Source organism: Cupriavidus ulmosensis (assembly GCF_977008105.1).
The window spans coordinates 1,245,623-1,264,267 of sequence record NZ_CDRMWP010000001.1 but is presented as its reverse complement, the minus strand read 5'-3'; the positions used below and the strand labels follow the sequence as shown (position 1 = coordinate 1,264,267).

The window sequence follows — 18,645 nt, the reverse complement described above, 5'->3', positions numbered from 1 at the left end:
GCGGGAGAGGGGGCGGGGGAGAACACCTTGCTTGGGCTAGCTCTCGCGGCGTGGGCCCGTTCGCCGGCTTCGTTCAACGCTCCGGTCTTGTTCTCTGCCGGCGCGCCTCACGCGGCCGCGCGCTCGGGCGGCGCCTGCGGCGGCCGGATTACGGCCGCGTTGCCGCGCGAGCGCCCCGAACTCAGGTAGTCCGCGATCGATTCCTGCGTGACCTCGCCCAGGTACACGCCATCGGCGTCGAGCACCGGCAGCCAGCTGGTGTTGTGCTGGTACATGCGCGACAGCACGATGCGCAGGTGCTCGTCGAACGCGGCGGTGGCCTTGAACGGACGCATGGCGTCGGCGCACGTGCCCTGCCCGCCGCGCGCGTCGCGGCGCGTGACGTAGCCGAGCGCGCGCCGGGCGGCGTCCACCACCGGCAACTGGCGCACGTCGGCTTCGTCCATGAGGCCGAAGGCCTGCGCCAGCGGCATGTCGGGCGCGCAGCTTTGCGCCAGCGTGGCGGCGTCGCCGGCGCGCACCAGCAGCAGGCGCTTGAGCGTGTTGTCGTGGCCGACGAAGGCCTGCACGAAGTCGTCGGCGGGATGCGCGAGCAGCGCGTCGGGATGGTCGAACTGCACCAGCCTGCCGCGCCGGAACACCGCCACGCGGTCGCCGAGCTTGATGGCTTCGTCGATGTCGTGCGAGACCATGATGACGGTCTTGCCGAGCTGGCGCTGCATCAGCAGGAACTCGTTCTGGATGCTCTCGCGGTTGATCGGGTCGACCGCGCCGAACGGCTCGTCCATCAGCAGCACCGGCGCGTCGGCGGCCAGCGCGCGGATCACGCCGATGCGCTGCTGCTGCCCGCCCGAGAGCTCGCGCGGGTAGCGCGACAGCATCTTGCCGGGGTCGAGCTGCACCATCGACATCAGCTCGCGCGCGCGCTCGCGGCAGTGCTTCTTGTCCCAGCCCAGCAGGCGCGGCACCACCATGATGTTCTGCTCGATGGTCATATTGGGGAACAGGCCGATCTGCTGGATCACGTAGCCGATCTTGCGCCGCAGCGTGACCTCGTCCACGCGCGCGGTGTCCTCGCCGTCGATCAGCACGCGCCCGGCGCTGGGCCGGATCAGGCGGTTGATCATCTTGAGCGTGGTGGTCTTGCCGCAGCCCGAAGGCCCCAGGAAGACGCAGATCTCGCCCCTGGGCACCGTCATCGAGACGGCGTCGACGGCGCGCACTTCGGCGCCGTCCTTCTGGCGGAAGGTCTTGGTGAGTTGGTCGAGTTCGATCATGTCAGCGGATTCCTTTCGGCGTCAGCGCGCGCTGCAGCCACTGCAGGCAGGCATCGGCCACGATGGCGAGCACGCTGACCAGCACGGCGCCCACCGCCAGCTTGCTCATGTTGCTCTGGCTGATCGCCTGCAGGATCAGCACCCCGAGGCCGCCCGCGCCGATGATGGCGGCGATGGTGGCCACGCCGATGTTCATCACCACGGCGGTGCGCACGCCGCCGAGGATCACCGGCACGGCCAGCGGCAGGTCCACCAGCCGCATGCGCTGCCAGGTGGTCATGCCGATGCCGCGCCCGGCTTCCTGGATGCCGTCGTCCACGCTGGCCAGCGCCACGCAGGTGTTGCGCATGATCGGCAGCAGCGAATACAGGAACACCGCCGTCACCGCCGGCACGTAGCCGAGCGCGTGGCCGAAGCGCGCGAACACCGGGATCATCAGGCCGAACAGCGCGATCGACGGCAGCGTCAGCACGATGGTGGCCAGCGTCAGCAGCGGCGTGGCGAGAAAGCGGAAGCGCGCGCACAGGATGCCCAGCGGCACGCCGGCGACGATCGCCAGCCCCACCGCCGAGCCCACCAGCGCGAGATGCTGGCCGGTCAGCCGCAGCAGCGTGGGCCAGGCGTGCTGCAGGTAGGTCGTCAGGTCCATGCGGCCGCCCTCAGATCAGGCCGTGGCCGCGCAGGAAATCCTGCGCCACCTTGTCGACCGGCTGCTGGCCGATGTCGACCTGGTAGTTCATCGCGGTCATGGCCGCGTTGTCGAGCGCGGCGGCGAGCGCGTTGAGCAGCGCCGCCAGTTCCGGGTGCTGCGCCAGCGTCGCCTGGCGCACCACCGGCGCCGCGTTGTACGCGGGAAAGAAATGCAGGTCGTCCTCGAGCAGCACGAGGTCGAAGCCCTTGACGCGGCCGTCGGTGGTGTAGACTAGGCCCAGCTCGACCTGGTCGTTCTTCAGCGCGGTGTAGACCAGGCCCGGATCGAGCTGGATCACGTCGCGGCGCGCGAACGGCAACTGGTAGAGCGCCTTGAGCGGCTCCAGGCCATCGGGCCGCGCGGCGAACTCCATGTCGACCGCGAACGGATGCGCGCTGCCCTCGCCGGCCGCGCGCATCTTCCCGGCGAACGCGGACAGCGTGGTCACGCTGGCGGCCTCGGCGCGCTTGCGCGGCATCGCCAGCGCGTAGGTGTTGTTGATGCCGGAGGCGTCGAGCCAGACCAGCCCGCGCGCGGCGTCGAGCGCCTTGACGCGCTCGTAGCTCTCCTGCGCGCCGAGCTTTTCCTCGACCTTGTTGAAGACGATCAGCGCGGTGCCGGTGTAGTCCCACACCACGTCGAGCTGCGCGCTTTCCTGGGCCTGGCGCATCAGCGTGCTGCCCAGGCCGGAAGTCAGCTCGGTGTCGAGCCCCTTGGCCTTGAGGTATTGCGCCGTCATCGACGACAGGATCAGTTGCTCGGTGAAGTTCTTGCCGCCCACGCGGATGGTGTCGGCATGCGCCGGCACGCCCAGCGCGGCGGCGGCGCAGGCGGCCAGCACCGCCAGCGAGACGGCGGGGCGCGCCAGTGTGCGCGCCAACAGACGCGCCGCGGCCGGCGCCAGCGCGGCGGCCAGTTTCGCCAGTCCGTTCTTGATCGGTTGCATCGGATTCTCCTTGTGGTGCGCGGCGTGGTGCGCGGTGCTCAGCGGACCAGCCCGCGGCTGCGCAGGTAGCAATGGCCGGCGGCGGCGAACAGGCCGTCGAGCGCCAGCGCCAGCAGCGCGGTGGCGGCCGCGCCGAGCAGCAGCAGCGGCTGGTTGTTGAGGTAGATGCCGGGGAAGATCAGCTCGCCCAGGCTGTTGGCGCCGATCAGGAACGACAGCGGCACGGTGCCGACGTTGATGACGAGGCTGATGCGCACGCCGGCCAGGATCACCGGCAGCGCATTGGGCAGCTCCACGCGCAGCAGGCGCTGGCGCGCCGTCATGCCGAGCCCGCGCGCGGCCTCGGTCAGCGCCGGCGACACGCCGAGCAGGCCTTCGCAGGTATTGCGCACGATCGGCAGCAGCGAGGCCAGCCACAGCGCCAGGATGGCGGGCCGCTCGCCGATGCCGAGCACGGCCAGCGCCAGCGCCAGCACCGCCAGCGAGGGCACGGTGTTGCCGACGTTGAAGACCTGCATCAGGCGGCCGGCCCAGCGGCGCATGCAGGGCCGGCTCAGGGCGATGCCGGCCGGGATGCCGGTGGCCAGCGCCAGCGCCATCGACCACGCCACCAGGCGCAGGTGGTCGGCCACGTCGTACCACAGGCGCTCCCGGTATTGCCGGATGACGTCGACGCCGATCCACGCGGCCAGTCCGGCCAGCGCGGCAAGCGCGAGACATCCCCAGGCGAGCGCCCGCACGGATTGCTTGGACATATTCCCCTCTCCCCGCGCCGCATGCGGGCACGAAGCGCCACATCCGGACCAGCGGACGATAAAACGGGCGCGGGCGGTGCAAACGGGGGCCGCCGGCCCTGACTGGATTGTCTTGCCCGCCATGACCGGCAGATGAGCCGGTGGACGGGCGCCGGGCTCCACGCCGCGAGGCGGGGAAACCCATTTGACGGAACCCCGGACGATGAAGCCGGGGTCCCTGGAGCGGCGCAGCCCGCCGCGAGGACGCGGAACAGGGTGGCCAGTGGCAGCGCAGAGTTGATGGTTTTCCGACGCGCCGCCGGATCAATCGGCCGATGCGGCGCAGGCAGCGATCAGGACACAAGAGGCAGGCCGGGCAGCTTGCCGGGCCATGACCAACGTTTGTGCCTCACGCGCGATTACGCAGCATCGGATGACAACGAGAGCGCTATTATACGCATTTACGCTCATCCTGTCACCTTCCGGCATTTCTCGCCGTGCCCGCGGGCCATTGTCGGTGTTTGTCCTACAGCGCCGGGGGCCGCCGCGTTGTTGCAAAAACCGGCATCGAACGCCCCCACCGTATCACTATCAGAACAATCTGTTGCCCGCCCGCCCTCTACCGCTTTCGGGCCAAACCCTTAAATTGGGAGGGTAGCCAACGGGGACCGCGCGCCATTGCCGCCGCCCCCGCCCCCACAGGAGATCGAACATGGAACAACGCACCATCCCGACCATTCCGGCCACCGCCACGGAAACCGTGCAGCAATCGCGCGCGATCGACCGCGTGGTGCGCGGCATCGCCACCTCGGACGGCGCCGGCGTCAAGCTGACCCGCGTGCTGACGCAGAACCTGCAGCGCCGCCTCGACCCGTTCCTGATGCTGGACGCCTTCGGCACCGACAGCCGCGACGACTACATCGGCGGCTTCCCCGACCACCCGCACCGCGGCTTCGAGACCATCACCTACATGCTGGCCGGACGCATGCGCCACCGCGACAGCGCCGGCAACGAAGGCCTGCTGGAAAACGGCGGCGCCCAGTGGATGGTGGCCGGCGCCGGCGTGGTGCACTCGGAGATGCCCGAGCAGGAAGACGGCCGCATGGAAGGCTTCCAGCTCTGGCTGAACCTGCCGGCCGCCGACAAGATGACCGCGCCGTGGTACCGCGACCTGCCCGCCGCCGCCGTGCCCACGGTGGCGCTGCCGGGCGGCGCCACCGTGCGCGTGCTGGCGGGCGCCTCGCACGGCGTGGCCGGCGCGGTCGCGCGCCCGGTGACGGCGCCGCTCTACCTCGACGTGTCGCTGCCGGCCGGCCAGCGCTTCTCGCAGGCGCTGCCCGCGGGCCATAACGCCTTCCTGTACACCTACCGCGGCGAGATCGCGGTGGGCAGCGGCGACAACGCGGCCGCGCTCGAAGCGCAGCGCATGGGCGTGCTCGACAACGCCGCCGGCGCCGACGGCGTGACGGTGACGGCGACCACCGATGCGCGCTTCCTGCTGATCGCGGGCAAGCCGCTGGGCGAGCCGATCGTGCAATATGGGCCGTTCGTGATGAACAGCCAGGAGGAGATCTACCAGACCCTGGCGGATTTCCGCGAAGGCCGCTTCAACCGGATCGCGGCGAACAACGGCGCCTGAAGCGCCGCGCCCAGGCAGGAAGGCAACGCGCCCTTCCCGCGGCAGCCCCGGGAGCACACCCTGCTCCCGGGGCTTTTTTTCGCCTTGCCGCCCGCTGGCGCCGCCCGTCCTTGCCAGCGCCCGCGCCGGCTGCGCGGCGGCGCGGGCGCCACGCCCCGGCATGCGACTTGCAACCTGCCTGCAACCGTTGCGGGGCCGCCGAAACAGCCCGGAACAGGCTGTCCGGCCCCCGCGCACTTATATAATCCTCGCTTAATAAACGGCATCACCATCCCGTGATGGTCCCGGCGATGCGATGCGGCGATCCTGCCCGTCGCGCCGCAGGAGGTGCCGCCTGCGAAGAACGTCGACCAACGTTGCTGCCATAACAATTCGAGCCGCCTCAGTGACCCTAAGCACCCCTCCCCGGCTGGCGCTTGCGCATATCAGCAAGCGCTACCCCGGCGTAACCGCCAACGACGACGTCTCGCTCGTCGTGGCTCCCGGCGAGATCCACGCCGTCCTCGGCGAGAACGGCGCCGGCAAGTCCACCCTGATGAAGATCATCTTCGGCGCGGTCAAGCCCGACGCCGGCGAGATGCACTTCAACGGTGCGCCCGCCGCCATCCACAATCCGCACGATGCCCGCAACCTGGGCATCGCGATGGTGTTCCAGCATTTCTCGCTGTTCGACACGCTGACCGTCACCGAGAACATCGCGCTGGGCCTGCCGCGCGGCAAGGGCAAGGACAACGCCAGCATGAAGCAGCTGGCCGAGCGCATCCGCGAGACCGCGCAGCGCTACGGCCTGCCGCTCGAGCCCAACCGCCACGTGCACACGCTGTCGGTGGGCGAGCGCCAGCGCGTGGAGATCGTGCGCGCGCTGCTGGCCAGGCCGCAACTGCTGATCCTCGACGAGCCCACCTCGGTGCTCACGCCGCAGGCCGTGCAGACGCTGTTCGTCACGCTGCGCCAGCTTGCCGCCGAAGGCACCAGCATCCTGTACATCAGCCACAAGCTCGACGAGATCCGCGAGCTCTGCCACAGCGCCACGGTGATGCGCATGGGCCGCGTCACCGGCGTGTGCGACCCGCGCCAGGAGAGCGCGGCCTCGCTGTCGCGCCTGATGATCGGCGGCGAGCCGCCGCGCGAGGCGCGCGTGCAGACCGAGCCGGGCGCCTGCCGCCTGGCGGTGCGCGCGCTCTCGCTGCCGCGCGCGCATGCCTTCGCCACCGAGCTGTCGGACATCGCGATGGACCTGCGCGCGGGCGAGATCGTCGGCATCGCCGGCGTGTCCGGCAACGGCCAGCAGGAACTGCTGGCGGCGCTGTCGGGCGAGGACACGCGCGCCGAGCGCGGCGCGGTGCTGCTCGACGACAAGCCGGTCGGCCGCCTCGACGCGCGCGCGCGCCGCCGCGCCGGCCTGGCCTTCGTGCCGGAAGAGCGCCTGGGCCGCGGCGCGGTGCCGGGCATGAGCCTGGCCGCCAACACGCTGCTGTCGCACCAGTCCGCGCCCTACGTGCGGCGTGGCATGATCTCGCCCAAGGCCGCGGCCGGGCTGGCGCAGGCCGTGATCACGCGCTTCCGCGTCAAGGCCAGCGGGCCGCAGGCGCTGGCCAAGAGCCTGTCGGGTGGCAACCTGCAGAAATTCATCGTCGGCCGCGAGATCGAGAGCGGCCCCAAGGTGCTGATCGTGGCCCAGCCCACCTGGGGCGTGGACGTCGGCGCCGCGGCGCAGATCCACAACGAGCTGCTGGCCCTCAAGGCCACCGGCTGCGCGCTGCTGGTGGTGTCCGAGGAGCTGGACGAACTGTTCGCCATCTGCGACCGCCTGCACGTGATCGCCAAGGGCCGGCTGTCGCCGCCGATCCCGGCCCGGGACGCCACGCGCGAGCAGGTCGGCCTGTGGATGAGCGGCTTGTGGGAAGGCGGGCCGGGCGGCCAGCAGGAACCGCGGGAGGCAGCGCTCCATGCCTGATTTCCTGCTCCGCTCGCCGCTCTCGCTAGCCCCGCGCGGCCTGCCCTCGCGCCGCATGGCCTATGCCTCGCCGTTCATCGCGCTGGCGCTCACGCTGGTGTTCGGCGCGCTGCTGTTCCTGCTGCTCGGCAAGGATCCGGTGGCCGCGCTCAAGGTCTTCCTGGTCGATCCGCTCAAGGACCGCCGCGCCATCGGCGAGGTGCTGCTCAAGACCGTGCCGCTGGTGCTGTGCGCGCTCGGCCTCTCCGTGTGCTACCGCGCCAATATCTGGAACATCGGCGCCGACGGCCAGCTCATCGTGGGCGGCATCTTCGCCGGCGCCACCGTGCTGTATTTCGACGTGCCGGGGCACGCCATCAACGGCACCGTGGTGCTGGTGCTGGCGTCGCTCGCGGGCGTGATCGGCGGCATGTTCTGGGCCTCGCTCACCGCCGCGCTCAAGGACAAGTTCAACGCCAACGAGATCCTGGTGTCGCTGATGCTGACCTACATCGCGCAGCAGCTGATGCTGTACGTGGTCAACGGCCCGCTCAAGGACCCCAACGGCATGAACTTCCCGCAGTCCAAGGTGTTCTCCGCCGAGTTCCTGCTGCCCAACCTGATGGCGGGCTCGCGCCTGCACGCCGGCTTCGCGGTGATGCTGGTGCTGGTGGTGGCCATGACGGCCTTCATCTTCCGCAGCTTCGCCGGCTACCGCCTGCAGGTGGGCGGCACCGCGCCGGCGGCGGCGCGCTATGCGGGCTTCTCGGCGCGCCGCTCGCTGTGGAGCGCGCTGATGATCTCGGGCGGCACCGCCGGCCTGGCGGGCGCCTTCGAAGTGACCGGGCCGATCGGCCAGTTGCTGCCGTCGATCTCGCCGGGCTACGGCTTCACCGCCATCATCGTGGCCTTCGTCGGCCGCCTGCATCCGGTGGGCACGGTGTTCGGCGGCATCGTCATGTCCCTGTTCTACATCGGCGGCGAGATGGCGCAGTCGCGCCTGGGCCTGCCCTCGGCCATCGGCGCGGTGTTCCAGGGCATGCTGCTGTTCTTCCTGCTGGCCAGCGACACGCTGATCGACAACCGCCTGCGCTGGCGCGCCAAGGCCGCCTGAGCGAGAACCCACGTACATGGAACAATTCGCACCCCTCATCGCCACCGCGATCAACGCCGGCACGCCGCTGCTGCTGGCCGCGCTCGGCCTGCTCATCAACGAGCGCGCCGGCGTGCTCAACCTCGGCGCCGAAGGCATGATGCTGGTGGCGGCCGCGTTCGGCTTCATGGCCGGCTACCAGACCCAGTCGCCGATGATCGGCTTCGCCGCCGGCGCGCTGGCCGGCATGGTGATGGCCACGCTGTTCTCGTGGCTGGCGCTGGTGCTGGCCACCAACCAGGTCGCCACCGGCCTGGCGCTGTCGATCTTCGGCACCGGGCTGTCGGCCTTCATGGGCCAGCGCTTCGTCGGCTTCGCCATGCCCTCGCAGGCCAGGTCGGTTCCCGGGCTGGCCGACATCCCGTTCTTCGGGCCGGCCTTCTTCCAGCAGCACTGGATGGTGTATTTCAGCCTGCTGCTGTGCGCGGCCATCGCGTGGTTCCTGTTCCGCACGCGCGCCGGACTGACGCTGCGCGCCATCGGCGAGTCGCCCGAGTCGGCCCACGCGCTGGGCTATCCGGTGCGCCTGATCCGCTTCGGCGCGCTGCTGTTCGGCGGCGCCTGCTGCGGGCTGGCCGGCGCCTACCTGTCGCTGGTGTACACGCCGATGTGGGTGGAGAACCTGGTGGCCGGGCGCGGCTGGATCGCGCTGGCGCTGACCACCTTCGCCACCTGGCGCCCGGGCCGCGTGCTGGCCGGCGCGTGGCTGTTCGGCGGCGTCACCATCCTGCAGTTCTACCTGCAGGGCATCGGCGTGGCAGTGCCGTCGCAGATCCTGTCGATGCTGCCCTACGCGGCCACCATCGTGGTGCTGGCGCTGATCTCGCGCAACCCGGCGTGGATCCGCCTGAACATGCCGGCGTCGCTCGGCAAGCCGTTCCGCCCCGGTGCCGCCTGAGCCCCTTCCCGCCATGTTTTTCCCGGTGACGGCGCGCGCGGGGAAGCGCCGCCGCACCGGTGTTTCGCGTTCGAGAACCACAGTTGAGCCAACGTCGCACCCTTAGTCATAACAATCACTAGCCAGGTCATTTCAAGGAGAAACCATGATCGTCACGCGCAGGAAAACCCTGGCGGCATTCGCCGCCACCGCCGTGCTGGCCCTCGCCGGCTGCGGCCAGAAGGAAGCCGAGAAGCCCGCCGAAAGCGCCGCACCCGCCTCGGCCCCGGTGGCCGAGCAGAAGGCCGAACCGCTCAAGGTCGCCTTCGTCTACATCGGACCGGTGGGCGACGCCGGCTGGACCTACGCGCACGACGCCGGCCGCAAGGCCGTGGAAGAAAAGTACGGCGACAAGGTGAAGACCTCGTTCGTCGAGAACGTGCCCGAATCGGCCGCCGACGCCGAGCGCGTGTTCCGCGACCTGGCCGCCCAGGGCAACAAGCTGATCTTCGGCACCACCTTCGGCTACATGGAATCGATGCTCAAGGTCGCCAAGGAATTCCCGGACGTGAAGTTCGAGCACGCCACCGGCTTCAAGACCGCCGACAACCTGGCGCAGTACGACGTGCGCACCTATGAAGGCGCCTACCTCGCCGGCGTGGTGGCCGGCAAGATGAGCAAGAGCGGCAAGATGGGCGTGGTCGCGTCGGTGCCCATCCCCGAGGTGATCCGCAACATCGACTCGTTCACGCTGGGCGCGCGCAGCGTCAACCCCAAGGCCACGGTCAAGGTGGTGTGGGTGAACAAGTGGTTCGACCCGGGCAAGGAACGCGAAGCCGCCACCACCCTGATCGGCCAGGGCGTGGACATGCTGATGCAGAACACCGACTCCGCCGCCGTGGTGCAGACCGCCCAGGAAAAGGGCGTGTACGCGTTCGGCTGGGACAGCGACATGAGCAAGTTCGGCGAGAAGGCCCACCTGGCCGCCTCGGCGATCTCGTGGGGCGTCTACTACAACAAGGTGGTCGGCGACGTGCTGGCCAACCAGTGGAAGAACAGCACCACGTGGTGGGGCATCAAGGAAGGCATGATCGACCTCAAGGCCTTCAACGCGGTGGTGCCGGATGACGTCAAGGCGCTGGTGGACGAGCGCAAGAAGGGCATCGCCGACGGCTCGGCGCCGATCTGGAAGGGTCCGCTCAAGGACAACACCGGCAAGGAACAGTTGGCCAAGGATCAGGTCGCCGACGACGGCTTCCTGCATGGGATCAAGTTCTACGTGGAGGGTGTGGAGGGGAAGATTCCGGGGTGATGGTTGGAGGTAGTGGGGAGCGGTGGATGGGGTTTTGGCGTCTGCCGCTTTTTTTGCCGTTGGGGGATTGGGGGGGTGGCTTTTGTGCTTCGAAGTCAAATTCAAAATCAACTGCTTAACGTCAAAGTCAACCGCTTAACTTCAACTTCAAAATCAAAGGCTTTCGCTCCCCCGGAGCGAAAGCCTTTGATTTTGACGTTCTGCAGTTGACGTTGAAGCACAAGCACACCAACCCGCAAGCCAAGCCAAAACCACAAATAGCAATCCCCGTCACCGGGGAACTTGAACCCCCGCCAACCACCCCAAGCTACTTGCAAGACAAGACCCGCCCTCCAGCTTTATGGCGAATGAATCTCGCTGAGTAAAGGAGCCCCTCTCATGTGGAAACGATTCTCCGCGCTATGGACCCTGCTGCGGCGCGACGGCCGCCTGCTGTGGTTCGCGCTGCGCCATCCGGACGCGCCGCGCTGGCTGCGCCCGGCCAGCTTCGGGCTGGTGCTCTATGCGATCTCGCCGATCGACCTGATCCCGGATTTCATCCTCGGGCTGGGCATCGTCGACGACGTGGTGCTGATTCCGCTGGCGGTGCACTTCATGCTCAAGGCCCTGCCGCCGCATGTGCTGCGGCAGGCCGAGGCGCGCGCCGGCACCACCACCGTGCGCGCGCGCTAGCCGCCGCGCTCAGGGCAGCAGGATGGTGGTGCCGGTGGTCTTGCGGCCTTCCAGGTCGCGGTGCGCCTGCGCCACGTCGGCCAGCGCGTAGCGCTGGCGCACCTCGATCTTGACCTTGCCGCTGGTGACCATCTCGAACAGGTCGGCCGCCATCGGCTCCAGCAGTTCGCGGTGGACCACGTAGGTCATCAGCGTGGGCCGCGTGAGGCGCAGCGAGCCCTTGTTGCCGAGCACCGACAGGTCGAACGGCGGCACCGGGCCCGAGGCGTTGCCGAACACCACCATCGTGCCGCGCGGCGCCAGGCAGTCCAGCGAGCCGTTGAAGGTGTCCTTGCCCACCGAGTCGTAGACCGCGGCGACGCCCTTGCCGCCGGTGATCTCCTTGACCCGGTCGACGAACGATTCGCGCGTGTAGACGATGGTGTGGTCGCAGCCGTGCGCGCGCGCCAGCGCCGCCTTCTCGTCGCTGCCGGCGGTGCCGATCACGGTCACGCCGAGCGCCTTGAGCCACTGGCTGGCGATCAGGCCGACGCCGCCCGCGGCCGCGTGCAGCAGCACGGTGTCGCCGGGCTGCGCGCGGTAGCTGTCGCGCACCAGGTATTGCACGGTCAGGCCCTGCAGCATCATCGCCGCGCCCTGCTCGAACGAGATCGCGTCCGGCAGGCGCACCACGATGTCGGCCGGCATCACGCGCACCTGCGCGTAGGCGCCCGTGGGACGGCCCGCGTAGGCCACGCGGTCGCCCACGCCGAGGTGCGTCACGCCCTCGCCCACCGCCTCCACCACGCCGGCGCCTTCCATGCCGATGCCGCCGGGCAGCGGCTGCTTGTACAGGCCGGTGCGGAAATACACGTCGATGTAGTTCAGGCCCACGGCCTCGTGCCGCACGCGGATCTGGCCGGGGCCGGGCTCGCCGACCTCGACATCCACCCACTGCATCACTTCCGGTCCGCCGGTCTCGAAAATACGGATGGCCTTGCTCATGTTGTGCTCCTGTCGTTCTTGCAACCGCGACTTGTGAGGGATCAGGCTTGCGTGCCCGGCTCGGGGTAGAGCCGGCGCAGTTCGGCGACCAGCAGTTCGGCGGTCGCCACGTTGGTCGCGCACGGCACGTTGTGCACGTCGCAGGCGCGCACCAGCGCGTTGATGTCGGGCTCGTGCGGCTGCGGCGTCATCGGGTCGCGCAGGAAGATCACCACGCCCACGCGGCCTTCGGCCAGTTGCGCGCCGATCTGCAGGTCGCCGCCCCAGGGGCCGGAGAGCATGCGCGTCACCGTGAGGCCAACCTCGTCGGCCAGGCGCCCGCCGGTGGTGCCGGTGGCCAGCAGTTCGCAGCGCGCGAGGAAATCGCGGTGGCGCTGGGCAAAAGCGACGATGTCGTCTTTCTTGTGGTCGTGCGCGATCAGCGCAATGCGGGGGCAAGTCATCTGCGTCATCCGGGCCAGTCAGGGAAAGGCCGGGCCGGCGCGGCCCGGCGGGAAACACCCCGTGCGCGGCAAGGCCACGCGCGGGGTACGGCAAAACGGGGCAAACGGCGAAAAGCGGCCTAGAACGTGCCCGGGAACGCGCCACCGTCCAGCAGGATGTTCTGGCCGGTCATGTAGGCGGCCTGGCGGCTGCACAGGAAGGCGCAGGTGGCGCCGAACTCGGCCGGCTCGCCGAAGCGGCGGGTCGGGTTCTGCGCGGCGCGGCGCTCGGCCACTTCCTCCACCGTCAGGCCGGCCTTCTTCGCGCCGCCTTCCATCGTCTTGAACAGGCGGTCGGTATGGAACGGCCCCGGCAGCAGGTTGTTGACGGTCACGCCGTGCTGCGCCACTTCGCGCGCCAGCCCGGCGACGAAGCCGGTCAGGCCCGAGCGCGCGCCGTTGGACAGGCCGAGCACGTCGATCGGCGCCTTGACCGCGCCGCTGGTGATGTTGATGATGCGGCCCCACTTGCGCGCGATCATGCCGTCCACGGTGGACTTGATCAGCTCGATCGGGGTCAGCATGTTGGCGTCGATCGCGGCCAGCCACGCATCGCGGTCCCAGTCGCGGAAATTGCCCGGCGGCGGGCCGCCGGCGTTGTTGACGAGGATGTCCAGGTCGCCGAGCCTGGCGACGGCATCCAGCGCCAGCTTGCGTCCTTCCGGGGTGGTGATGTCGGTGGCCACCGCCACCACGCGCCGGCCGTGGCGCGCGCGCAGGTCCGCCGCCGCCTTCTCCAGCGCCTCGGCGCCGCGCGCCACGATCACCACGTCCACGCCTTCGGCGGCCAGCGCGTCCGCGCAGGCGAAACCGAGGCCCTTGCTGGCGCCGCACACCAGCGCATGCTTGCCGCGCAATCCTAGATCCATCTCGTCGACTCCTTGTTGTGTCATCGGGGCGGCTGCCCGCCCCTGTTGTTGGCCATGCCTTGTGTCTTCTAGCCTGCCCGCGCCGGTTCGCGCCGGCGCGCCGACAGCAAATATATCCCGCCCATGACCAGCGCGCTGCCGGCCAGTTGCACGCCGGTGATCGGCTCGCCCAGCAGCCAGAAACCGAGGAACAGCGTCGACACCGGGCCCAGCATGCCGGCCTGCGACGCCATCGGCGCGCCGATGCGCGCCACCGCGATCATCGTCAGCGACACCGGCATCACCGTGCACAGCACCGAGTTCACCAGCGACAGCCACATCACGGGCGCCGGCTGCAGCAGCGCCGCCACGGGGCGCCCCAGCACGACATACTGCACGATGCAGCAGGCGGTGGACACGCACATCGCATACGCCACCAGCCGCAGCGAGCCGATGCGCTGCACCAGCTCGCCGGACAGGATCAGGTAGATGCCGTAGGTCAGCGCGCTGCTCAGCACCAGCGCCGCGCCCAGCCAGACCCCGCTGCCGCTCACGTCCAGATCATGCGCGAAAACCAGCACGATGCCTATATACGCGAGCAGCAGCGACAGCCATTGCCTGGGGCTGATGCTGCGCTTGAACACCACGGCGCTGGTCAGCAGCACGAACGACGGCGTGAGGAACAGGATCAGCCGCTCCAGCCCGGCGGTGATGTACTGCAGGCCGAGGAAATCGAGGAAGCTCGACAGGTAGTAGCCGATGAAGCCGAGGAAGACGATGCGGCCGCGGTCGGCCCAGGACAGCGCCGGCAGCCGGCGCGACTGCCACCAGCCGATCGCCATGAACAGCGGCACGGCGAACAGCATGCGCAGCGTGATGACCATGACCGCGTCGACGTCGTAGCGGTACATCAGCTTGGCGACGATGGCCTTGCAGGAAAACAGCACGGCGCCGATGGCGGCCACGGCGAGGCCGCTGCGCTGGGAGGGTGGCTGGGAAGCGGGCTGCGCGGGAGCCGCGATGCGGGAAAGTGGGGATGCGGGCACGGGGGCGGACTGGATGGGACACGCCGCGCGCCGCCGGAGGCGGCTCGGGCAGGACGCGAGCCATTGTATGCGAAAAGAGGCAAAGGCTGCGGACGCCGCCCGCGCCGGGCCGCGGCGGGCGGCAGCGGCCGCGGCGGCGCGGGCGCGGGCCCGGCCGAGGCGGCGCTGGCAGCCTTCGCCAAACTGCCGTAAGCTCGCCGGTCGGCACGCCCGCCCGCGTGCCGCATAAGAAAAACCAAGGAGCACACATGACGGCAGCATCCCTCTTTCCCTCCCTTTCGCCCGCCGCCGCGCGCGGGCCGGCCGCCGGCCGGCGCCTGCTGGGCGCGGCCGCCATCGCCGCCGCGCTGGCCGGAAGCTGGCTGCCAGGCGTGGCCGGCGCGGCCGGCGACTACCCGTCCAGGCCGATCCGCTTCGTCGTGCCCTACGCGGCCGGCGGCACCACCGACCTGGTGGCGCGCACGGTCGGCCAGCGCATCGGCGAGAAGCTGGGCCAGCCGGTGGTGGTGGAAAACCGCCCGGGCGCCGGCGGCAACATCGGCATGGAGGCGGTGGCCAAGGCCGCGCCGGACGGCTACACCATCGGCTTCGGCGCGATCTCCACCAACGCGCTCAACCCGCACATCTACAAGCACGTGCCGTTCGACCCGCGCAAGGACTTCACCGCGGTGAGCCTGCTGGGCACCTCCACCATCGTGCTGGAAGTCAGCAACGACCTGCCGGTGAAGACGGTAGCCGAGCTGGTCGGTTATGCCAAGGCGCATCCCGGCCTGACCTACGCCACGGCGGGCGCCGGCACCTCGATGCACCTGGCCGGCGCGATGTTCTCGCAGATGACGCAGACCGGCCTGGTCCACGTGCCGTACAAGGGCAGCAGCCCGGCCATCAACGACATGCTGGGCGGCCACGTGCAGGTGATGTTCGACAACCTGCCGGCCTCGCTGCCGCACATCCAGGCCGGCAAGCTGCGCGCGCTGGCGGTGGCGGGCAAGACCCGCTCGCCGTCGCTGCCCAACGTGCCGACGCTGGCCGAGGCCGGCCTGGCCGGCTACGCCGTGGAGCCGTGGTTCGGCGTGTACGGCCCGGCCGGCATGCCGGCGCCGGTGGTGCAGGCGCTCAACGCCGCGCTGGTCGAGGCGCTCGGCAATGCCGAGGTGAAGGACAAGCTGGTGCAGGCCGGCTTCAACCCGAAGGGCTCGAGCGCGGCGGAGCTGCAGTCGCTGACGCTGTCCGAGTACGAGAAGTTCGGCAAGGTGGCCAGGAGCGCCAGCATCTCGCTGGACTGACGCGGGCGGGCCGGCCCGCCACGGTGGCGGCGGGCGGCCCGGCATCCATTACAATCCGGCTGCACCGGGCCTCGCGCCCCTTCCCGTGTTCAGCGCACCCGCGCACACCCGCGCGTACCTTCCGCGCCTTTTCTGCCGCCGATCCGCCATGAAGCAAGACCCCCGCTTTCCCAACCTGTACATCCTCGACCACCCGCTGATCCAGCACAAGCTCTCCCACATGCGCGACAAGGAGACCTCCACGCGCACGTTCCGCGAGCTGCTGCGCGAGATCACGCTGCTGATGGGCTACGAGATCACGCGCAGCCTGCCGCTCACCACGCGCCGCATCGAGACGCCGCTGGTCGAGCTGGACGCGCCCGTGATCGCCGGCAAGAAGCTGACCATCGTGCCGGTGCTGCGCGCCGGCGTGGGCATGAGCGACGGCCTGGTCGAGCTGATTCCGTCGGCGCGCATCGGCCACATCGGCGTGTACCGCGACGACCAGCACCGCCCGGTGGAATACCTGGTGCGCCTGCCCGACGTGGAGGACCGCAGCTTCATCCTGTGCGACCCGATGGTGGCGACCGGCTATTCGGCCGCGCACGCGGTCGACGTGCTCAAGCGCCGCGGCGTGAAGGACGAGGCCATCACCTTCGTCGCGCTGGTGGCGGCGCCCGAAGGCGTGGAAGTGTTCCAGAAGGCGCACCCGAACGTGAGGCTGTTCGTGGCCTCGCTGGACAGCCACCTCGATTCGCACGCCTACATCGTGCCGGGCCTCGGCGACGCCGGCGACCGCCTGTTCGGCACCAAGAACTGAGCGCGGGAAGGGCGCGGGAGGGGCGCGGGCGGGCGGCACAGTCTGCACCCGGATTGATCCGCCTCAACGCCCGCAGCCGGGGGTCTGCCTAGACTGGGCAGCGGCACGTCGACCGACGTGCCGCGCCAGACCAGGGAGACTCAGATGGAAGCCTTCAAGATCCTGTTCACCACCGATACCGGGCTGATGAGCCTGGCCGTGATCGCCTTCATCATCGGCATGGGGTGGTTTTTCACGCGCCTGTTCCTGCGCAAGATGCGCGAGGATGCCGAGGCCGCGCGCAAGCGCTGAGCCGGCGCGCCGCCCTAGCGCGGGCGGCGGCCTACTTCTTCTTGCCCCCTCCCAGCAGGCTGCCCAGCACGCCGCGGATCAGTTCGCGGCCGACCTGCGAGCCGACCGTGCGCGCGGCCGACTTGGCCATCGACTCCAGGATGGAGTCGCCGCGCCCGCTCTTGCCGGTGCCCTTGGTCAGGCCGCCGAAGATCTCGCCGGCCTGGTCGAGCCAGCCGCCGCCCTGCGCCGGCGCGTCCTGGCCCGCGGCGGGCGTGCCGGCGGGCGCGCCATTGCCGGCCGTTCCCGTTCCCGCCGCGCGGCCCTTGAGCTTCTCGTAGGCCGATTCGCGGTCGATGGCCTGCTCGTAGGTGCCGGCCACCAGCGACGCGGCCAGCAGTTGCTTGCGCTCGTCGTCGCTGACCGGGCCGATGCGGCTGCCCGGCGCCATCACCCAGGCGCGCTGGGTGATGCCGGGGATGCCCTTGGCGTCGAGCAGCGACACCAGCGCCTCGCCCACGCCGAGCTCGCCGATCACCTTTTCCAGGTCCAGCGCCGGGTTGGCGCGCATGGTGGTGGCCGCCACCTTGACCGCCTTCTGGTCGCGCGGCGTGAACGCGCGCAGCGCGTGCTGCACGCGGTTGCCGAGCTGGCCCAGCACGGTGTCGGGAATGTCCACCGGGTTCTGCGTGACGAAGTACACGCCCACGCCCTTGGAGCGGATCAGGCGCACCACCTGCTCGATCTTGTCGAGCAGCGCCTTGGGCGCGTCGTTGAACAGCAGGTGCGCCTCGTCGAAGAAGAACACCAGCTTGGGCTTGTCGAGGTCGCCGGCCTCGGGCAGCTTCTCGAACAGCTCGGACAGCAGCCACAGCAGGAAGGTGGCGTAGAGCTTGGGAGAGCTGAGCAGCTTGTCGGCGGCCAGGATGTTGACCACGCCCTGCCCGTTCTCGGTCTGGATGAAGTCGTCCAGGTTGAGCATGGGCTCGCCGAAGAAGACGTCCGCGCCCTGCGACTCCAGCGCCATCAGGCCGCGCTGGATGGCGCCGACCGAGGCCGTGGAGATGTTGCCGTACTCGGTGGTGAACTGGCCGGCGTTGTCGCCCACGTACTGCAGCATGGCGCGCAGGTCCTTGGCGTCGAGCAGCAGCAGGCCGTTGGCGTCGGCGATGCGGAACACCAGGTTGAGCACGCCCTGCTGGGTGTCGTTGAGCTCCAGCAGGCGCGACAGCAGCAGCGGGCCCATGTGCGAGACCGTGGCGCGCACCGGATGGCCCTTCTGCCCGAACACGTCCCACAGCGTGGTGGGGCAGCCGCCCCACACCGGCTCGGGCAGGCCCAGGTCGTGCAGGCGCGCCTTGAGCTTGTCGGACAGCGCGCCCGGCTGGGAGATGCCGGTCAGGTCACCTTTGACGTCGGCCAGGAATACCGGCACGCCCAGCCGCGAGAATCCCTGCGCCAGGCTTTGCAGCGTCACGGTCTTGCCGGTGCCGGTGGCGCCGGTGATCAGCCCGTGCCGGTTGCCCATCTCGGGCAGCAGGGCGAGTTCGAGTTCTGCGTTCTTGGCAATGAGGATGGGATCGGCCATGATTTCTCTGGTTGGCAGGCGGCGCCCGGGGCGCCGCCGCTTGTCGTTCCCCGCGCGCCGGCGGCTCCCGCCATCGGGGGCCGGCGGCGGCAGGGCCGCGTGATA

Annotated in this window: 18 protein-coding genes; 9 read left to right on the top strand and 9 right to left on the bottom strand. The window is 69.8% G+C overall.

From position 1 onward, the window contains the following. Positions 1-107: 107 nt before the first annotated feature. The 4 genes from ACWTPI_RS05790 to ACWTPI_RS05775 are packed head-to-tail and all read right to left on the bottom strand — an operon-like array spanning position 108 to position 3,669. Positions 108-1,277: an osmoprotectant ABC transporter ATP-binding protein OsmV gene (locus tag ACWTPI_RS05790; protein WP_059413042.1), complete on the bottom strand. Its 1,170-nt coding sequence runs from the start codon at positions 1,275-1,277 to the stop codon at positions 108-110. Position 1,278: 1 nt separating this feature from the next. Next, on the bottom strand, positions 1,279-1,926 hold the full coding sequence (locus ACWTPI_RS05785) for an ABC transporter permease (RefSeq protein WP_059413043.1): 648 nt from the start codon (positions 1,924-1,926) through the stop codon (positions 1,279-1,281). 10 nt (positions 1,927-1,936) lie between these two features. After that, a complete protein-coding gene (locus ACWTPI_RS05780) occupies positions 1,937-2,914 on the bottom strand; it encodes a glycine betaine ABC transporter substrate-binding protein (protein ID WP_454731169.1) in 978 nt (325 codons plus the stop codon). Between the two features lie 38 nt (positions 2,915-2,952). Continuing rightward, entirely contained in the window at positions 2,953-3,669 is a 717-nt protein-coding gene (locus tag ACWTPI_RS05775) for an ABC transporter permease (RefSeq protein WP_059413045.1), read from the bottom strand. A gap of 691 nt (positions 3,670-4,360) precedes the next feature. Here ACWTPI_RS05775 and ACWTPI_RS05770 point away from each other — a divergent pair. The 6 genes from ACWTPI_RS05770 (at position 4,361) to ACWTPI_RS05745 (ending at position 11,237) form a co-directional block, all read left to right on the top strand. After that, entirely contained in the window at positions 4,361-5,287 is a 927-nt protein-coding gene (locus ACWTPI_RS05770) for a pirin family protein (protein ID WP_454731168.1), read from the top strand. A 385-nt stretch (positions 5,288-5,672) separates the two neighbouring features. Continuing rightward, positions 5,673-7,244, top strand: coding sequence for an ABC transporter ATP-binding protein (locus ACWTPI_RS05765; protein WP_454731167.1), 1,572 nt, complete (start codon positions 5,673-5,675; stop codon positions 7,242-7,244). Further along, entirely contained in the window at positions 7,237-8,337 is a 1,101-nt protein-coding gene (locus ACWTPI_RS05760) for an ABC transporter permease (protein ID WP_454731166.1), read from the top strand. Before ACWTPI_RS05765 ends, ACWTPI_RS05760 begins: the two co-directional genes overlap by 8 nt. Before the next feature lie 16 nt (positions 8,338-8,353). Continuing rightward, positions 8,354-9,274 carry an ABC transporter permease gene (locus ACWTPI_RS05755; RefSeq protein WP_020205007.1) on the top strand — a complete coding sequence of 307 codons (921 nt, stop codon included), beginning with the start codon at positions 8,354-8,356 and terminating at the stop codon, positions 9,272-9,274. Between the two features lie 145 nt (positions 9,275-9,419). Then, on the top strand, positions 9,420-10,565 hold the full coding sequence (locus ACWTPI_RS05750) for a BMP family ABC transporter substrate-binding protein (protein ID WP_454731165.1): 1,146 nt from the start codon (positions 9,420-9,422) through the stop codon (positions 10,563-10,565). A gap of 378 nt (positions 10,566-10,943) precedes the next feature. Further along, positions 10,944-11,237 carry a YkvA family protein gene (locus tag ACWTPI_RS05745; RefSeq protein ID WP_454731164.1) on the top strand — a complete coding sequence of 98 codons (294 nt, stop codon included), beginning with the start codon at positions 10,944-10,946 and terminating at the stop codon, positions 11,235-11,237. 9 nt (positions 11,238-11,246) lie between these two features. On the opposite strand, the gene ACWTPI_RS05740 is transcribed toward ACWTPI_RS05745, so the two are convergent. From ACWTPI_RS05740 to ACWTPI_RS05725, 4 genes are all read right to left on the bottom strand, one after another. After that, entirely contained in the window at positions 11,247-12,221 is a 975-nt protein-coding gene (locus ACWTPI_RS05740; RefSeq protein WP_020207062.1) for a quinone oxidoreductase family protein, read from the bottom strand. 41 nt (positions 12,222-12,262) lie between these two features. After that, entirely contained in the window at positions 12,263-12,664 is a 402-nt protein-coding gene (locus tag ACWTPI_RS05735; protein WP_020207063.1) for a methylglyoxal synthase, read from the bottom strand. 119 nt (positions 12,665-12,783) lie between these two features. Then, positions 12,784-13,572: an SDR family oxidoreductase gene (locus ACWTPI_RS05730; protein WP_059410821.1), complete on the bottom strand. Its 789-nt coding sequence runs from the start codon at positions 13,570-13,572 to the stop codon at positions 12,784-12,786. Between the two features lie 68 nt (positions 13,573-13,640). Then, entirely contained in the window at positions 13,641-14,597 is a 957-nt protein-coding gene (locus ACWTPI_RS05725; protein ID WP_081651636.1) for a DMT family transporter, read from the bottom strand. A gap of 248 nt (positions 14,598-14,845) precedes the next feature. Here ACWTPI_RS05725 and ACWTPI_RS05720 point away from each other — a divergent pair, with 248 nt between their 5' ends. The 3 genes from ACWTPI_RS05720 to ACWTPI_RS05710 all read left to right on the top strand — a co-directional run bounded on the left by ACWTPI_RS05720 (position 14,846) and on the right by ACWTPI_RS05710 (position 16,973). Then, complete coding sequence (locus tag ACWTPI_RS05720; RefSeq protein WP_454731163.1) at positions 14,846-15,883, top strand: Bug family tripartite tricarboxylate transporter substrate binding protein; 1,038 nt, start codon at positions 14,846-14,848, stop codon at positions 15,881-15,883. Positions 15,884-16,031: 148 nt separating this feature from the next. After that, complete coding sequence (upp, locus tag ACWTPI_RS05715) at positions 16,032-16,682, top strand: uracil phosphoribosyltransferase (RefSeq protein ID WP_020201037.1); 651 nt, start codon at positions 16,032-16,034, stop codon at positions 16,680-16,682. A 144-nt stretch (positions 16,683-16,826) separates the two neighbouring features. Then, positions 16,827-16,973: a DUF3149 domain-containing protein gene (locus ACWTPI_RS05710; RefSeq protein WP_020201036.1), complete on the top strand. Its 147-nt coding sequence runs from the start codon at positions 16,827-16,829 to the stop codon at positions 16,971-16,973. A 31-nt stretch (positions 16,974-17,004) separates the two neighbouring features. Here ACWTPI_RS05710 and ACWTPI_RS05705 read toward each other — a convergent pair whose 3' ends face one another. Next, positions 17,005-18,540, bottom strand: a complete 1,536-nt coding sequence (locus ACWTPI_RS05705; RefSeq protein ID WP_454731162.1) for a helicase HerA-like C-terminal domain-containing protein — start codon at positions 18,538-18,540, stop codon at positions 17,005-17,007. Positions 18,541-18,645: the final 105 nt, after the last annotated feature.